Here is a 17,695-nt window from a genome sequence, read left to right on the forward strand (position 1 = left end):
AATCAAACATACTACATAAAGAATAGAAGTGAACGCTTGCTAAATAACCATTTTGTTTGGATCGAAACAAAAAATAGTCTATAAAACATAAATATTTATTCATGAATATAAAAATTAAAATTTAAGGTAGATAGGACGGGAAAATGAAAAAAATTATTAAAGTTGAAGCAGTAGAAAAACATTTTGGAAATCAAGTGATTATCCCACCGCTTTCTTTAGATATTAAAGAAGGAGAGTTTTTAACAATTTTAGGGCCGAGTGGTTGCGGGAAAACGACGCTACTTCGTATGATCGCAGGATTTGAAACTCCAACTAAAGGGAATCTTTTATTAGATGATGAAAAGATTAACGATTTGCCGCCATATAAGCGTCATATGAACTTAGTGTTCCAACATTATGCACTATTCCCGCATATGAATGTGGAGAAAAATATTTGTTTCGGTATGAAAATGCAAAAAGTACCAGCGGCAGAACAGAAAGAACGTGCTGAAGAGGCAATGCGTTTAACGCAGTTACTAGAGTTCCGTAATCGTAAACCTATGAAGCTGTCTGGTGGGCAGCAGCAGCGTGTAGCAATTGCGAGAGCGATTGTAAATAACCCACGTGTATTACTATTGGATGAGCCACTTGGAGCGCTTGACTTTAAGCTAAGAAAAGATTTGCAACGTGAATTGAAAAACTTACAACGCAATTTAGGGATTACGTTCATATACGTAACGCATGATCAAGAAGAAGCGATGAGCATGAGTGACCGTATTGTCGTTATGAATAAAGGACATATTGAGCAAATCGGAACACCGAAAGAAATTTATAATAAGCCGAAAACGTTGTTCGTTGCGACATTTATCGGTGAAAATAATATTGTGAAAAACGGGGAAGACTACGTAGCAATTCGCCCTGAAAATGTAAAGGTACGTTCGGTTGAAGAACCAATTTTAGAAGATTACCATCTTGGACATATTGAAGACATTGAGTTTGTTGGAAATATGGAAAAGCTTTATGTACGTGATGAGAAAACAGCAGAATTATTGATGGCGTATCAAACAGCTGAAGAAGCAGCACAGTGGAGCATTGGAGATAATGTATATGTAGGATGGGAGCAAGAGGACGAGGTGACCTTAAATTGAAAAAAGGGAAATTACTCGCACTACCTACAGTCGCGTGGCTGTTAATCTTCTTCCTAGTTCCACTTGTATTCGTATTGGGTTTTGCCTTCATGCAGCGCGGAGCATACGGAACAGTGGAAATGCAATTTACGTTAGATAATATAGTACGTGTGTTTGACCCATTGTATATGGGAACATTATGGGAAACAGTAAAGATTGCTGTTATTACAACAGTACTTTGTTTATTAATTGGTTATCCATTTGCGTATACAATTACAATTGTTGATCGTAAATATCGTTCTATTCTTTTATTATTGGCAACGATACCGTTTTGGATTAACTTCCTTGTTCGTTCATATGCGTGGATTGTTATTTTACGTTCACAAGGTCTTGTGAACACACTGTTATTAAAATTAGGTATTATTAGTGAACCGTTAAATTTACTATATAATACGCCTTCTGTAATACTTGGAATGGTATATTCTTTATTACCATTTATGATTTTACCAGTGTATGCAGCAATTGAGCAGCTGGATAAGCGTAAGCTAGAAGCAGCTTATGATTTAGGTGCAACACCAGTAAAAGCATTTTGGAATGTAACAGTACCAATGACGATGTCAGGAATTGCTACTGGTTCTATTTTAGTATTCGTTTCTTCTATCGGAATGTTTGTTGTATCAGACGTGATGGGTGGATCGAAAGTAGCATTAATCGGAAACGTAATTCAAAACCAATTCTTAGGTGCGCGTGACTGGCCGTTTGGATCTGCGTTATCTATGATTGTTGTTCTATTCTCTGTTCTGTTAATTTACTTATATTATCGTGCAACGAAAGTATATAAATATGATGGGAACGGAGGGGAATAGGCAAAAATGAAAAAGTTTTTAGTTTCTTATTCTTGGTTAATTTTATTGTTCTTGTATTTTCCAATGATGGTTTTAATGGTATATTCCTTCAATGATTCTCGAATTAATGCGGAATGGGAAGGCTTTACATTCCATTGGTATACAGATTTATTTCAAAAACAAGATGTTATTGATGCGTTTGTAAATAGTATGACGATTGCAGTTATAACAACAGTTGTAACAACGATACTTGGTATGTTTTTTGCGATAGCATTACATCGTTACAAATATCGTTTTGAAGGGGCCATTAATGGTCTTGTATATTTACCTATTTTAATTCCTGATATATTAATGGGATTATCTTTACTTATCCTATTTAGTCAATTAGGTATGGAACTTGGACAAACAACAATTATTATCGCACATATTACATTTAGTATTTCATTTGTTGTTGTTATTTTAGCGGCCCGTCTTTCTAGCATGGGACGTGATTTAGAAGAGGCTGCAAATGATTTAGGAGCAACGCCATGGCAAACGTTTCGCCATGTGACGTTTCCGGCAATTGCACCGGGAGTTGTTTCAGCAGCGTTATTAACATTCACATTATCAATTGATGATTTTGTAATTAGTTTCTTCGTATCAGGACCAGGATCAACAACATTGCCATTATACATTTACAGTATGGTTAAGCGCGGAGTATCACCTGAAATTAATGCCCTTTCTACAATTTTAATTGTTGTTATTGTAGGATTAATGGTGCTATCGGAAATCTTCCGTAACAAAGGTGCAGATGGTGAAGAAAACTCTGGAGGACACCTTCCTTTATAATACGAACGATATAAAAAGTACGAGGGGGTAAAACCGATGAAATTAATGAAAAGAATAGCTGGCGCAGCAATTAGTTTTAGCCTTGTTGCTGGTGTACTTGCCGGTTGTGGTGAAAAGAAAGAAGAGTTAAACATTTATAGCTGGGCTGACAATTTTGATGAGCAAGTGCTAAGAGATTTTGAAAAGAAATATAACGTAAAAATTAACTATGATAAGTATGCAAGTAACGAAGAAATGCTTGCGAAATTACAAGCTGGTGGCGCAAAGTATGACTTAATTCAGCCGTCTGATTACATGGTTAAGACAATGGCGAAAATGGATTTATTAGCGCCGTTAGATAAGAAGAATATCCCGAACATCGAAAATATGATTTCTAATTTTAAAACGCCAGCATTTGACCCAGAGAATAAATATTCTTTAGTATACACTTGGGGCGTAACAGGGATTGCATACAATAAAAAGTATGTGAAAGAAGCACCTACAAGCTGGGCTGACTTATGGAACGAGAAATATAAAGGACATGTAACATTACTAAATGATTCTCGTGAAGTATTAGGAATGGGGCTTAAGAAGCATGGATTCTCAAACAGCACGAAAGACGATGCAGAGTTAAAGACAGCGGCTACTGATTTACAGAAGCTACTTCCAAATTTATTAGCATTTGATACAGATAACATTAAACAAAAGTTCATTACAGAAGATGCTTGGATCGGAACAGTTTGGTCTGGAGATGCAGCATTTATCGCAAAAGATAATAAAGATGTAGAGTACGTTGTACCAAAAGAAGGCGGCACAATTTGGGCCGACACGTTAGCAATTCCAAAAGGTGCAAAAAACAAAGAGCTTGCAGAGAAGTTTATGAACTATTTATTAGATGAGAAAGTAAGTGTGAAAAACTACGAGTCAATTGGGTACAGTAATCCAAATGAAAAAGCTCACCCTCTTCATAGTAAAGAATATCGTGAGAACCATATGATCTTCTTAACGAAAGAAGAATTAGATCGCACAGAATGGCTTGTTGATGTAGACGATAAGTTAAAAGACTATGATCGTTACTGGACAGAATTAAAAACAAAAGGTAAATAAGTAAGGAAATGCGGTTTCTAAAGTAGAAATCGCATTTTTTCATAGTAGGAGGAAATCGTTTGAAGAAGAAGTTACATCAGTATGAGGTAATGTGTGTTATTTTATTACTTACGGTATTTAGTATTATTGCTTGGCGCGTACATGCAGGTGGCGTTACAGTGATGGATACATATGTCCGCGGATTAGTAAAGGGGTTACAAACGGAGAGCTCACTTACTTTTTTCTCATACTTTACAAAGTTAGGATCAGCAATTGGAATTGTAACTATACTTATTATAAGTTTGCTTGTTTTTTGGCAGAAACGTTATTATGCTGCAATGATCGTGTATCCAATGGGGGTTTTGATCACACATCTCGTTAATAAAGGAATAAAAGAAATTGTGAAAAGGGAGCGTCCGTCGTTAAATGAAGCATTAGATGCACTTGGGTATAGCTTTCCTAGTGGGCATGCAATGTTATCTATTATGACATTCGGTTTTCTTACTTATATCATTGCGGCAAATTTGAAGAGTGTAACTGGGAAATATGTTATAACCATTTTGATGGGTATATTAATTGTATCGATTGGATTAAGTAGAGTTATTTTAAATGTACATTATCCAACTGATATTTTAGCAGGTTATTGCGTAGGTGGTATTTTGTTAATTATCGCGATTTATTATCATCGTTTACTTACTAAGAGGCTTCAGCTCAATAAAGAGAGATAAAAAACGTCTGGAAAAACTATCATTATAGTGTTTCCAGACGTTTTTTGTTTGTATGAAGATGTGATACAGTATAAGTGATAATTGAATTATTTAAAGTAGGTGAAATTGTGTGAAGACAAATGTACATAAAGTGGATAAGTGGGGGAAGTTAGGAACTTTCTTGTATCAGTTTCGTTATACAGTAATTGTAGCGCTACTATTGCTTGCGATAGCACTCGGTATTTTTGCTCCAAAGCTACCGGGAGTATTAGGTGGTGATGGTTTTCAAACGGAAGGGGACTATCAAAAGACGAAAGAAATTTTAGATAAAGATTTTAAGAGGTCTCAAGATACGCTCCTACTCGTTTTTGAAAGGAATAAGGATGCTTCACATGAGGATTTTAAAAAGCAAATAGAGAGCATTGTAAAGAAGATTGAAGAGAACGAGAAATATGAATCTTTCCATCATCCAGTGCAAAATAAAGAAATGTTACAAGATAATATCGGTTATGCGACAATATTATTTTCCGGGAAAACAACTAAAGAACGTATGGAAAAGACATTAAAGTTCGCTGATACTATTGAGAAGGAAAGTAATACAGCATTAAAAGTAACACCTACAGGATTTCCAAAAATTAATCAAGAGATTAATGAAAGAACACAAAATGATTTAAAAGTAGCAGAGATGATTGGTTTACCAATTGCATTTCTCGTATTACTATTTTCATTTGGTAGCCTTTTGGCATCTATTTTACCGATTGTAAATGGCGCGCTTAGTGTCATTAGTACGATGGGGATTTTATATTTTATAGGTAGCGACAAAGAGTTATCTATTTTCGTATTAAATGTTGCACCGATGATTGGACTTGCACTATCCATTGATTTTGCACTGTTATTTGTGAATCGTTTTCGAGAGGAAGTTGCGAAGAGAACGGTGAAAGAAGCGATAGCGATTACGTATCAAACGGCAGGACGTGCGATCGTATTTTCAGGATTATGCGTATTCGTTGGTTTATCAGGCTTATTTTTCTTTAAAATTGATTATATTCAGTCTGTTGCCATAAGCGGGATGATTGTTGTGATTATGAGTATTTTATTCTCACTTACACTTCTTCCAGCACTATTATCTTTAATTGGAAAACGAATATTAAAAAAGAATCAAGTAGCACATACACCGGCAAAGGCATGGCGTAAATTTGCACAATTTGTAATGAAACATCCAATCATAATGATTATTGCTGTTACAACATTTATTGTTATTTGTTTATTACCGCTACGTACAGCTAATTTGCAGTTTCCTGGTGTTGAAGCGTTACCTGAAAAGAGTGACACTAGAGTTGCTTATGAGAAATATGAAGAAGCATTTAATAAAACGGTCCAAACACATGCTGATGTTACATTAGTAGTAGAGACGAAAAAAAATATAAAAGAAAAAGAGAGTTTACAAAAGATAGAAGAAGTTGTTCAAAAGTTAAAAGATGATGAGAAAGTATATGAGGTAAGAAGTTTATACGATGGGTTAACCGGAATGAAAGCAGATCAAGTTGCTGGTATATTGCAGTCGCCAGAAGCGGCAAAAATAGCTCCTGTATTTGAAGCGTACTCAAAAGGAAATAAGACAATAATAGAAGTCTTTTTGGATACGAAGCCTCGTACAGAAACTGCGAAACAGTGGGTTCGTGATTTCAAAAGTAATTATAAAGAAAATGATGTTACGTACTACCTAGGCGGAATGACGACGTTCCAAAAAGAGTTAGAAGATGAAATTAAAGATAAAGTTGCAATTGGTATGTCAGTTATATTCGGATCAACCTTTGTCATTTTATTATTCGCATTCCGTTCTATACTCATTCCAATTAAGGCAATTATTATGAACGTACTTAGTTTAAGTGCAACAATTGGAATTGTCGTTTGGTTATTTGAGGGTGGTCATTTTGGTTTAGAAGCGAGTCCTGTTTTATTTGTATTACCAATCTTCATTTTCGGCCTTGTATTTGGGCTTAGCATGGATTATGAAGTATTTCTTATTTCACGTATTCATGAGCTTTATGAAGAAACAGGAGATAATGATCAAGCAACGTTAGAAGGGCTCGTTTCAACGAGTAGAATTATAACGTCAGCTGCTTTAATTATGATCGTTGTAACGGGTGCGTTCGCATTTACTGATATTTTACCAGTAAAGCAAATGGGTCTTGGCGTGGCATTAGCGATATTCCTTGATGCAACCGTTATTCGTCTTATGCTTGTACCAAGCTTAATGAAGTTGTTTGGAGACTGGAATTGGTGGCTGCCATTTCGGAAAAAACGAGAAAAATCATCATAAAAAATACTCATCTTATAGATGAGTATTTTTTTATGAATAGCAAGGCCTACATTTTGCAAATAGTATGTGATAAGAACATTACATATAAGTAGGTGAAGGCAATGTTTCGTTATTTCAAATTTAAGCTAAATGATACAGTACAATTTTCAGAAAACGATGGGCATATGTATCGCATTGTCGGTTATCGATTAGAAAAAGGATTTTATCCAAAAGATGAATGGACTCATATCATTTATGAACTGCTTAGAGAGTTTGATGGATATACGATGGACGCGGAAGAGGAGGAACTTGTAAAGGTTATTCAAGTAGAGGATGAGTATTACAAAATACAAGAGCTATCGGGCTATCGGTATCCAGTAAAAATGAAGCAAAAGCAGCAAGTTATGAAAGGAGAGAAAATAGACGACTTATTAGATACATACAACGACTATAAACGATTGGCGGATTTCTTCAAAGATTTATCGTATGAGCAAAAAGCTGAAGAAGTATTGCAGGAAATGAAAAGGCTTAGAGCGTGAGGGGCAGTCGATTATAAGGCTGTCCTCTATTTTTGACGATGCATCAAAGCGTGTTTTCCGTTACAATGAGAGAATCAATAGAAATAAGGTGATATAGTATGGAAACAAAGAAGAAGGGCGAATGGTGCGAAATTACTGTACCGGCTAAATGGAATGGTATAAGTATCGAATCGTTATTAAAAGTAGAATGGGAACTACCGAAAAAGTTATTACATCAGCTTCGTATGGAAAAAGGTGTTACTGTTAACGGTGAACAGAGAAGATGGAATGAGCTTTTAAAAGAGGGCGATAAATTCCAAGTTCACATGTTTATGGAGGAAGAGTACGGTGTAGGGCCAGAATATGGTGAGTTACATGTAGTATATGAAGATGATCACGTACTTATCGTAAATAAACCAGAGAAAATGGACACGCACCCTGCCGAAAAAGGTGGAACGGGAACACTTGCAAACCTTGTTGCTTTTCATTTTCAAATGCAAGGTTTAGAGGCGAAGGTTCGCCATATTCATCGTTTAGATAAAGATACGACAGGTGGTGTCGTGTTTGCTAAACATAGAATTGCTGGCGCGATTATGGATCGTTTATTAATGGAACGAAAAATAAAAAGAACGTATGCTGCGCTTGTTGAAGGGAAAGTGAAAAAGAAGAAGGGCACAATTGACGCTGCTATTGGAAGGGATCGACATCATGCTACGAGACGTCGTGTTTCTCCAAAGGGTGATGAAGCTATTACATACTATAAAGTAGAAAAATATTTTAAAAAGCACAATACAACCTTTGTAACCTTACAATTAGAAACAGGTAGAACGCATCAAATTCGTGTGCATATGAGCCATAATGGTAATCCTCTAGTTGGGGATGTGTTATATGGTGGACAAACAACATATATGTCAGGGCAAGCGTTACATGCAATGAAAATTAATTTCTTGCATCCAATTACGAAAGAAGAGATCGAAATTGATGTACCGTTTCCTGCAAAATTAAACAATACAATGAAAGAATTTCAAAGGGACAATGTGTAAAGTGTAAGTTTTAATTTGAGAAAAGTAAATTTTTGCAGGAATTTCTCTAAAAGAAGCGAAGCCGTAAAGAGAAAAGAGAGGTGAGAATTACTTGGTCAAATATAAATATATACTAGGAATATTTTTCGCTTGTCTTTTATTTACCCTATGCATCTATCCAGATTTACCAGAACGTTTGGCAGTACATTGGAACGAAAATGGTGGGCCGAACGAATTTATGAGTAAACAAGTTGTTGTTGCATTTATTCCGGTTCTTATTATTTTTTTACATGGATTTGTGTATATTATTTCACATAATATATATAAGTTTAATGGAGGAGAGCATTTCATTATAGGCGGATTTATAAAGACGATTACTTTATTTATGTTGTTTATTCATATGCTTATTCTCGTTATTAATTTTGGAAGTTTTATATCCTTTCAGACAGGATTAACGATCGGGATTAGTATGTTTCTTTTTATGCTTAGCAAAGATTTTAAAAAAAAGGGTAAAGAAAAAGATCCAATTAAATTACAAAAAATTCGTTTAGTGAGTAGACGAATTTTTCAAGTGATGGCATGTGGTATACTGTTTTCCTTGTTTTTGAACTTGAAGTGGGGATTTTATGTATTGCTTAGCGTAATAAGTTGCGGATCTATTTTGTTTATGTCCTACATTTTATATTCATACATAATAGAAAGTTACGAAACTTAAAAAGAGTCTTCTCATTATGAGAAGACTCTTTTTATCTATTTACTTCGTAATAAATTGTTGTGTCCAGTAGTTACCGCTTTCTACATAACCAACACCGATGTGAGTGAAGCCGTTATTTAAGATGTTTGCACGGTGTCCAGCACTGTTCATCCAAGCTTGTACTACCTCTTCAGGTGTACGTTGGCCTTGAGCGATGTTTTCACCTGCAGATGTATAAGAAATACCAAATTTCTTCATCATGTCAAACGGAGACCCGTATGTAGGGCTGTTATGATCAAAGTAGTTATTTTTTTGCATATCTTCAGATTTAACACGCGCTACTTTGCTTAATTCAGTATCGATTTTTAGTGCTGGTAAGCCTTGTTTTGTACGCTCAGCGTTTGTTAATTCAACAACACGTTGTTCGAACTCGCTTAAAGATTTTGCTTCTTCAGCAGGCTTTTGCTCAGCAGGCTTTTGTTCTGTAGGTTTTTGAGTATTGTTGTTTTCAGCAGGCTTTTGAGCTTCTGGCTTTTGTTCAGCAGGCTTTTGCTCAGCTGGTTTTTGTTCAACAGGCTTTTGAGTTTCTGGCTTAGCTGTTGGTTGCTCAGTTACAACATTTTCAGTAGGTTGTTGACCAGGAACGAAGCAATTTGGTTGGAAGTTTCCTTGTTGCCATTGTGCTAATGATTCAACTCCCATAGATTGTAAGAATGCTTGTAACTCTTGTTGGTTCATTTGCTTCATCATCACTTTTGAATGCTGAATATTTTGAACCTTTATGTTAGATGGTTGTACTGTTGCAGCTTGTGCATCTAAAGAAGATACTCCTAAAGTAAGAGCTGTTGCAGCAGCTACAGATAATAAAACACGCTTTTTCATGATGTGTGTCCCCCTATATAAAGTTTTAATTTGTTTTCACACGATTTGTTTTTGACAGCCTGTCTGACTGACAAATCCATCGTAGCATACAATTTACGAGAAAAAAGATGGAAAAAAATTCATAGACTTAAAATTTACCTAATTTATCCTAAGGAGAGAAAAGGAGAGAAATAAGAGAAACGTAGAGTGTAAAAGGAATTTTCAGCATTTTTATACTTCGTTTTAATAGGAGGTTTTTGGATAAATGTACCTATATTGAAAATGAAGAATCCTATTGTATCAATGGTTTGAACGTTTTTTTAAGGAATATACTGGATTGTTTTTTACAAAACTGTAATGTTTCTGTTGTTCTTTTTTATAATAAAGTAACATATTTTTAATGTTGTAGCAGACAAAAAAGCGGCTATCTCTTTACATAGACGAAGGAGATAGCCGTTTTCCTATTATTACGTATGTTACGAGTTATTACGAGTTAGTTTCAATTGCTTCTAATAATAAATCTACAATGTGAATTCCTCTCATTTCATGAGAAAGACCTTCACGTTCAATACCTAGTTTCATTTGTAATAGGCACCCTGGATTTGTAGTGACAATTGTTGCTGCATCTGTTTCATGTACACGGTCCATTTTATAATCTAGAAATTCCATTGATAATTCTGAGTGTACAATGTTGTATATACCAGCCGAACCACAGCAGCGATCCGCATCTTTCATTTCACGATATGTTGCGCCTTGAATGGCTTCTAGTAGCATACGAGGTTCAGAAGATGTTCGCATAACGTTACGTAAATGGCAAGAATCTTGATACGTAATAATTTGCGGCGTGAGTCGTAAGTTAGTTCGTTTATGGAAATCTAGTTCTACTAGAATAGCGGTAATATCTTTAATTTTAGAAACAAACTGCTTTGCACGTTCAGCCCATTCTGGATCATCTTTTAGAAGATAATCATAGTCTACGAGGTAAGCCCCGCAACCACCTGCATTCGTAATAATATAGTCAATGTTTAAGTCTTCGAATGCTTTTATATTTCGTTTCGCTAATTCTTTTGCTCCACTCTTTTCACCAGCATGTCCATGTAATGCACCGCAGCAACTTTGTGTTTGCGGGATAACGATATCACAACCGGCTAATTGAAGAAGTTTCATCGTTGCGTTATTTGTTTCTAAAAACATCGTATCCATTAAACAGCCTGTGAAGAATGCAACTTGTTTTTTCTTTGTACTTTCAGCAGATAAAAATGTAGGACGATCTTTCATTGCTTTCATTTTAGGGACTTTTGGTAAAACGAGATCCATCGTTGCAAGTGTTTCAGGGAATAACTTCATAATACCTGTTTTATGAGTTAACGTTTGTAAGCCGGAACGTTGGTAAAATCCGATAAGTCCAGTTAAAGTTCTCATTCGATTTTGATGTGGGAATAATCCTTCAAAAACGATTTTACGAACGGCTTTCACTGGCATAGAGAATTTTTTATTTTGATTAATAATATCACGAGCTTCTTCTAATAAATGTCCATAATTCACACCAGATGGACAAACAGGTTCACAAGCACGACAGCCAAGGCAAACGTTTAAAGTATTTTCAACATCTTCATCTGGCTCGATTAAACCATCAACGACAGCTTTCATTAATGCGATACGTCCGCGCGGCGAATGTGATTCTTTATAACCAGATTGAATGTAAGTAGGGCAAGTAGGTAAGCAGAACCCGCAGCGCATACAGTTTAGTAGCTCATCTTTACTTAATCGTTCTTTAAATTCCTTTTGAATGTTTTCTTTATTTAATGTTGTCATCGCTCAACCACCACTCTTTTACGAGTGTCTTTCGCGAACATCTTTCCAGGATTCATAATGTTATTTGGATCGAAGGCTTGTTTAATCCCTTGCATAGCGGCAATACCTTCTTTACCTAATTTCATTTCTAAATAGGGAGCTTTCATCGCACCAACACCATGTTCACCAGTAATCGTACCACCAAGCTCAATTGCTTTCGCAAATATTTCAGCAAAAGCTTGTTCAGCACGGTGCATTTCTTCTTCATTACGGGCATCTGTCATACAAGTTGGATGTAGGTTTCCATCACCAGCGTGTCCAAACGTACAAATAGGAATATTAAATTTTTTTGCGATGGCATTAATAGCTTCAACCATCGGAGCAATTTGTGAACGAGGTACTGTTGCATCTTCTAATATTGTCGTCGGTTTTAATCTTGCAAGTGCTGATAGTGCGCTACGGCGTGCTGTACGAAGTGCATCTGCTTCCGCTTCATCTTTTGCAACGCGAACATCAACTGCATTCATAGAGTGGCAAACGTTAGCCATTTTTTCAATATCTCGATCGACCACTTCGGGTGGACCATCTTGTTCAATTAATAAAATTGCTTTTACGTCAGTTGGTAAACCGATTTGTGCAAACTCTTCTACAACTTCAATTGTCGGTTGGTCTAAAAACTCAAGTGTCGCTGGAATAATTTTATTTGCAATAATAGAAGAAACAGCACGTGCAGCTTCATTAATATCTTCGTAGAGTGCCAGCATTGTTTTCTTCGTTTCAGGCATAGGAACAAGTTTTAATATCGCTTCTGTTACTACTCCAAGTGTTCCTTCAGAACCGATAAATAGACGAGTTAAATCGTAACCAGCAACATCTTTTGCTAATTTACCACCAGTACGAATGATATCACCATTTGGTAAGACAAGTTCAAGACCCATTACATAATCACGTGTTACACCATATTTTAACCCACGTAATCCGCCTGAGTTTTCATTAATATTACCGCCGATTGTAGAAATTTTCATCGAGCTTGGATCTGGCGGATAAAATAATCCCTTTTCTTCTACTGCTTTAATAATATCAAGTGTAATGACACCAGCTTGTACGGTAATTGTTAAATTTTCTTCATCAATCTCTAAAATATTGTTCATATGGCGGAAAATAAGGACGATACCGCCTTCTAGTGGACAAGTTCCTGCACAAAGGTTTGTTCCAGAACCACGAACATACACAGGGATTTTGTGAGAGTTACATACTTTTAACACTTCAGCTACTTCATTTGTATTACGAGGAGCAATGACTGCATCAGGCATTGCTTGGAAGTTTGGAGTGGCATCATAACTATAAGTTAAGCGCCCCATATTGGATGTATCTACATTATCTTCGCCAACAATGGATACGAATGAATGAATAATTTGCTCTTCTAACATTGGAAATCCCCCTCAAACTGTTAACGTGTTTAGTCATAATAAAAACGTTGTAACAGTGCTTTCATTATAATGATAAAAAAGTTGGAGGATTCTTTCTATGTATAATCATCTGAAGATTAATCTGTTTTATCGTTCTTTTTTGTATGATTATCTAATAAAAGGAGTGCGAAGTATAAAACATTTAAATCTTTGAATTGTTTCGGATCAAGTCCGGTATGTTCTTCAATTTTTTTTAGTCGGTAATGCAATGTATTAATGTGTATATGTAATTGCTCAGCTGTCTGTTTATAAGATTGGTTATAATCGATAAATAAACGTAAAGTGTGCATGAGCTCAGGAGATTGTACTAAGTTTTCAATGGTACGCTCTAGAAACTGTTCTCGCGTTTCGATAGAAATATCTTGTAAGCACATTTCTAAACGTAAATCTTCATTAAATACAATTTTTTTCGTTTCAAGTGACACAGAAAGCGCTCGTAGTGCTTGTTCATATGATATGTGCATCTTGCTTGGCGTAACGGTTTGCCCAATCCCGATATATAAAGGGATAGAAAATAAAGTTTCACAGTCATGTTTTAACCGTTTTAAAAATAGGTAAGTTTGTTCTTTAGAGCTCATCACTGAAAATAAAATAAATCGATCATTTCCCCAGCGAACAAATAGATGTTCTTTTGCTAATAGATTGCGAATATGTTGCCAAACTTTACGCTGGAGCATCGTATCATTTTGATCAATCGAAAACAAAATAAGTTGTTTCTTCTTATATAAATCAACGCCAAGTGTTTTTGCACGATCGAGAAAACTTGAAGACCAGTCTGTATTTTGAAGCCAATCAAAGACAAATGCTTCATAAGAACGGTGTTCAAGTTCTAATTGCTCTAAAAAGTAGTTTTCATGAATTAATAATTCGGTCATCTTCCGTAATATTTCTCCGTATTGTGAAATATTGTCGGGTTCTCCTGTAATTCCAATAACACCAATTACTTCGTCATGAAATAGTAAAGGAAGATTCATCCCGGCTTTTACACCTTGCAACCGTCGTTCGTCTTCTTTTGTAATGATGACGGTTTTCTTTTGTTTCGCGCAGCGGAGTGCTCCCTCATGAAATTGACCGATTCTTTTTGCATCTGTACTGGCGATAATAACACCTTGTATATTAATGATAATAATATTTTCTGTAATTAGTCTGCGTACTTCCCGTACAATTTTATTCGCTAAATCAGGAAAAAGCATAATTTGCACACCTCAAATTCTATTTGTTGTACATTATATATGTAAGTTGAATAAGAAAGGAAGATTTCACACTTTCCACACATTTATTTGTTATTTTACAATTATAACGAAATCATTCGAAAATGGAGGGAATCTTTTGAGAAAGTATGTTTTTCTTCTCTGTTTTTTATTTCTATTAGTAGGGTGTCAAGGAAGTTCATATACACCAATTACTGAAGATAAAAGTATTATTATAACAACGAATATAAAAGAAGGCAGTATTAGTTTTATTGATAAAAAAACTAATAAATTAATTACGACATGGGAATTAAATGAACCGATGGCAGGAATTGCACTACTTCCAAACGGCGAGGACATACTTGTATATGGTAAGCAGTTAGAATACATGTATGTATATTCACTAGCAGAAGGAAGGCAAGTGGAAAAATATAAAACTGGAAAAGGCATTGTAAATGTGGTTGTATCAGAAGATAAAAAACAATTGTTTGCCGCCGATCAAAATGCACAAAAGGTAAGGTTCTTTACGATAGAAGGGAAAGAGACAGGAAGTGTTTCAACAGGAAAAGGACCGATAACCCTGGTAGAGTATCATAACCAGTTATCTGTACTAAACTTTTATGATACGAAGCTAACGACAATTGATACAAAGAAAAAAGAGGTTATACAATCCTTTATGATTCCACCAGCATCAACAGGAGCAACGATTAGTCCGGATGGAAAAGAGATATGGATTGGCGGACATGGTGATGGAAATCAAGTGAATGAGAAAGTATTAGTGTATTCTTTACAGAGCGGCGAAATGGTACGTTCTTTACACGCCCCGTTTATGCCTGTGAACATAACGAAAGATAATAAGTACGTATATGCATTAAGCCATGGTTCGAATACGCTTAGAAAATTTGATATTAGTACGTATAAAGAGGTAGCTTCCGTTGAAGTAGGCTCAAATCCATTTGCATTTTTGAAAAGCGGGGCAGAAGGATATGTAGCAAGTTATGATAGTGATGAAGTGTGCGTCATGGATATGAAGAGTATGAAAATAAAACAAACAATTAAAGTCGGAAAAGGACCATTTCAACTCATAGAGAGGGAAGGGAAGGACAATGGGTAAATATAGAGTACTAGTTGTAGATGATGAAAGTGACATGAGGCAACTTGTCGGAATGTACTTAGATAACTTCGGATACGAGTGGGGAGAAGCTGAAAATGGAAAAGAGGCTCTTAAAAAATTAGAGTCAGATCATTATGATTTCGTTGTATTAGATATTATGATGCCAGAGATGGATGGACTTTCAGTTTGCAAAGAGATTCGAAAAACGTCAGATGTGCCAATTATATTTTTAACGGCAAAAGGTGAAGAGTGGAATAGGGTGAACGGTTTACGCATGGGAGCAGATGATTATATTGTAAAGCCGTTTAGTCCAGGTGAATTAATTGCTCGTATGGAAGCTGTACTAAGACGTTATACAAAGCAAGAACAGCAAGAGGAGATTCAATTTGGTCCCATTCTTATTAATGAAAAAAGTAGGAGGATTGAGGCAGATGGCGATCCGATTTCTCTTACAGTAAAGGAGTTTGATTTACTATATTTCCTTTGCCAACATACAGGACAAGTATTTAGCCGGGAACAATTGCTTGAAAAGGTGTGGGGGTATGATTATGCGGGAAGTACAAGAACAGTAGACACACATGTGAAAACGATGCGTTTGAAACTTGGAGAAAGTGGAAACTACATTCAAACTGTTTGGGGTGTAGGCTATAAATTTGAGGTGTAACGTATGTTTACGATGGTACAAAAGCTTTGGCTTACAGTAGTATGTGCAGTATGTGTAACAGTTTCCTTTCTTTATTTTGTATCTTTATACTCGTATGAAAAGTTATACGTTGATAATTTAAAAGACTCATTAGTAATGGAAGGAAAGCGTCTTGCAACGCAATATGATAAGAATGAAGGAATGTCAACTTTTGAAGAGAAAGTAAGAGCATTTGATCAAATATCTAGTTCAGACGTTCTTTTCGTTTCCAATCCACGTGATCTAAGCGCATGTTTGCCTTTTGATGTGCATCATCATTCTCTTATAAGTGAAGGGGATAGACAAACACTACTAGATGGTAAAACGGTGACAAAGGTAGGATATGAAGAACATTTTGATCGGAATATTATGGGTGTTGTTATCCCTGTTTTAGATAATAAAAAGTTAGTTGGAATTGTATATTCTTATATTCCTTTAAAAAGTATAAAAGACTTAATATATGATATGGGTCTTATTTTAGCCCCGCTAGCAATTGCTATGATTTTAATTACGATATGGATTGGGAGAAAAATTATTATAGCGATTACGAAGCCGCTTTCGCAAATGGAGCGGGTTGCCAATCATTTCGCTACTGGAGATTTCTCGGAGCGGATTACCATTTCTTCAGAAGATGAAATTGGACGATTAGGAAAAGCATTTAATAAAATGGCGCATTCTTTAGAAACAGAAGATGTAAAGCGTAAGGAATTTTTGGCTAACGTTTCGCATGAACTTAGAACACCGCTTAGTTATATAAAAGGATATAGTGAGGCTATCTTAGATGGTGTAGCAAAGGGACCGCAGCAAGAAAAAGTGACGCAGCTTATTCATAAAGAAGCGGATCGTATGCAGCGTCTCGTTCATGATTTATTAGATTTAGCGCAACTAGAAGGTGAACATTTTCCTCTAAAGAAGCAACCTATTGTGTTCTCGCAGCTTATTGAAGACGTGTTAGATACGTATGAACTAAAGTTTATAGAAAAAAAACTTCGTATTTCAACGAATTTAAATCCTGAAATTATCGTAATGATTGATGAAGATCGTATGCAACAAGTTCTTCATAACGTGTTAGATAATGCGATACGGTATACAAATCAAAACGGGAATATCATAATAACGCTAGAGCAAATAGACGATTACTGTGAGTTGAAAATAAGGGATACAGGAATAGGTATTGATGCAGAGCATTTAGAGAATCTTGGTGAGCGTTTTTACCGAGTTGATAAAGCGAGAAGTCGCCAACATGGTGGAACAGGTTTAGGTCTTGCGATTGTAAGGCAAATTGTTCATATACATGATGGTGAGTGGAAAATAGAAAGTGAAAAAGGTAAGGGAACAACAGTATTTATTAAATTAAAAATACAAGATGAAGAAAGCATGTTCTAATGCGAAGGACATGCTTTTTCAATTGAATGTAAATGAATATAGGAATAGATATAAATTAATAGCAAATAAATATTAAAAATTTGACTATTTTATGAACAAAACATTTGTACTT

Annotated in this window: 16 protein-coding genes; 12 read left to right on the forward strand and 4 right to left on the reverse strand. The window is 35.6% G+C overall.

The genetic code is table 11. From position 1 onward, the window contains the following. Positions 1 to 143: 143 nt before the first annotated feature. The 9 genes from potA (at position 144) to ACS2MN_RS07805 (ending at position 9,108) form a co-directional block, all read left to right on the forward strand. Positions 144 to 1,127, forward strand: a complete 984-nt coding sequence (potA, locus tag ACS2MN_RS07765; protein WP_000720326.1) for a spermidine/putrescine ABC transporter ATP-binding protein PotA — start codon at positions 144 to 146, stop codon at positions 1,125 to 1,127. Beyond that, positions 1,124 to 1,972, forward strand: a complete 849-nt coding sequence (gene potB, locus ACS2MN_RS07770; RefSeq protein WP_000715502.1) for a spermidine/putrescine ABC transporter permease PotB — start codon at positions 1,124 to 1,126, stop codon at positions 1,970 to 1,972. Before potA ends, potB begins: the two co-directional genes overlap by 4 nt. A 6-nt stretch (positions 1,973 to 1,978) precedes the next feature. After that, entirely contained in the window at positions 1,979 to 2,779 is an 801-nt protein-coding gene (gene potC / locus ACS2MN_RS07775) for a spermidine/putrescine ABC transporter permease PotC (protein ID WP_000714202.1), read from the forward strand. A 36-nt stretch (positions 2,780 to 2,815) separates the two neighbouring features. Beyond that, complete coding sequence (potD, locus tag ACS2MN_RS07780; RefSeq protein WP_000772488.1) at positions 2,816 to 3,865, forward strand: spermidine/putrescine ABC transporter substrate-binding protein PotD; 1,050 nt, start codon at positions 2,816 to 2,818, stop codon at positions 3,863 to 3,865. A gap of 59 nt (positions 3,866 to 3,924) precedes the next feature. Next, positions 3,925 to 4,572 carry a phosphatase PAP2 family protein gene (locus ACS2MN_RS07785; RefSeq protein WP_000727808.1) on the forward strand — a complete coding sequence of 216 codons (648 nt, stop codon included), beginning with the start codon at positions 3,925 to 3,927 and terminating at the stop codon, positions 4,570 to 4,572. Between the two features lie 109 nt (positions 4,573 to 4,681). Further along, complete coding sequence (locus tag ACS2MN_RS07790) at positions 4,682 to 6,874, forward strand: MMPL family transporter (RefSeq protein ID WP_000856446.1); 2,193 nt, start codon at positions 4,682 to 4,684, stop codon at positions 6,872 to 6,874. A gap of 101 nt (positions 6,875 to 6,975) precedes the next feature. After that, the gene (locus ACS2MN_RS07795) at positions 6,976 to 7,392 is read left to right on the forward strand and encodes a hypothetical protein (RefSeq protein WP_000490306.1); all 417 of its coding nucleotides are present in this window, start codon (positions 6,976 to 6,978) and stop codon (positions 7,390 to 7,392) included. 98 nt (positions 7,393 to 7,490) lie between these two features. Then, positions 7,491 to 8,414 (forward strand): RluA family pseudouridine synthase, encoded by a 924-nt coding sequence (locus tag ACS2MN_RS07800; protein WP_438894677.1) that lies wholly within the window; start codon positions 7,491 to 7,493, stop codon positions 8,412 to 8,414. A gap of 91 nt (positions 8,415 to 8,505) precedes the next feature. After that, positions 8,506 to 9,108: a DUF1648 domain-containing protein gene (locus ACS2MN_RS07805; protein WP_000241826.1), complete on the forward strand. Its 603-nt coding sequence runs from the start codon at positions 8,506 to 8,508 to the stop codon at positions 9,106 to 9,108. Between the two features lie 39 nt (positions 9,109 to 9,147). On the opposite strand, the gene ACS2MN_RS07810 is transcribed toward ACS2MN_RS07805, so the two are convergent. From ACS2MN_RS07810 to ACS2MN_RS07825, 4 genes are all read right to left on the reverse strand, one after another. After that, entirely contained in the window at positions 9,148 to 9,969 is an 822-nt protein-coding gene (locus tag ACS2MN_RS07810) for a CAP domain-containing protein (RefSeq protein WP_000747570.1), read from the reverse strand. 465 nt (positions 9,970 to 10,434) lie between these two features. Continuing rightward, positions 10,435 to 11,763, reverse strand: a complete 1,329-nt coding sequence (locus ACS2MN_RS07815) for a (Fe-S)-binding protein (protein WP_438894678.1) — start codon at positions 11,761 to 11,763, stop codon at positions 10,435 to 10,437. Beyond that, complete coding sequence (gene glcD, locus ACS2MN_RS07820) at positions 11,760 to 13,172, reverse strand: glycolate oxidase subunit GlcD (protein WP_087949139.1); 1,413 nt, start codon at positions 13,170 to 13,172, stop codon at positions 11,760 to 11,762. Before glcD ends, ACS2MN_RS07815 begins: the two co-directional genes overlap by 4 nt. 116 nt (positions 13,173 to 13,288) lie before the next feature. Beyond that, complete coding sequence (locus ACS2MN_RS07825) at positions 13,289 to 14,404, reverse strand: CdaR family transcriptional regulator (RefSeq protein ID WP_098805386.1); 1,116 nt, start codon at positions 14,402 to 14,404, stop codon at positions 13,289 to 13,291. A gap of 136 nt (positions 14,405 to 14,540) precedes the next feature. On the opposite strand from ACS2MN_RS07825, the gene ACS2MN_RS07830 reads away from it, so the two are divergent. Genes ACS2MN_RS07830 through ACS2MN_RS07840 form a run of 3 tightly spaced genes read left to right on the forward strand, consistent with a single transcriptional unit; the run spans position 14,541 to position 17,583 of the window. Further along, positions 14,541 to 15,515: a YncE family protein gene (locus tag ACS2MN_RS07830; RefSeq protein ID WP_001234168.1), complete on the forward strand. Its 975-nt coding sequence runs from the start codon at positions 14,541 to 14,543 to the stop codon at positions 15,513 to 15,515. Beyond that, positions 15,508 to 16,179, forward strand: coding sequence for a response regulator transcription factor (locus tag ACS2MN_RS07835; RefSeq protein WP_000521658.1), 672 nt, complete (start codon positions 15,508 to 15,510; stop codon positions 16,177 to 16,179). Before ACS2MN_RS07830 ends, ACS2MN_RS07835 begins: the two co-directional genes overlap by 8 nt. A 3-nt stretch (positions 16,180 to 16,182) precedes the next feature. Beyond that, positions 16,183 to 17,583 carry a sensor histidine kinase gene (locus ACS2MN_RS07840; protein WP_000494806.1) on the forward strand — a complete coding sequence of 467 codons (1,401 nt, stop codon included), beginning with the start codon at positions 16,183 to 16,185 and terminating at the stop codon, positions 17,581 to 17,583. Positions 17,584 to 17,695 lie beyond the last annotated feature (112 nt).

Origin of the sequence: Bacillus cereus group sp. BceL062 (genome assembly GCF_051780025.1) — a bacterium.
Taxonomy (GTDB): Bacteria; Bacillota; Bacilli; order Bacillales; family Bacillaceae_G; genus Bacillus_A; species Bacillus_A toyonensis.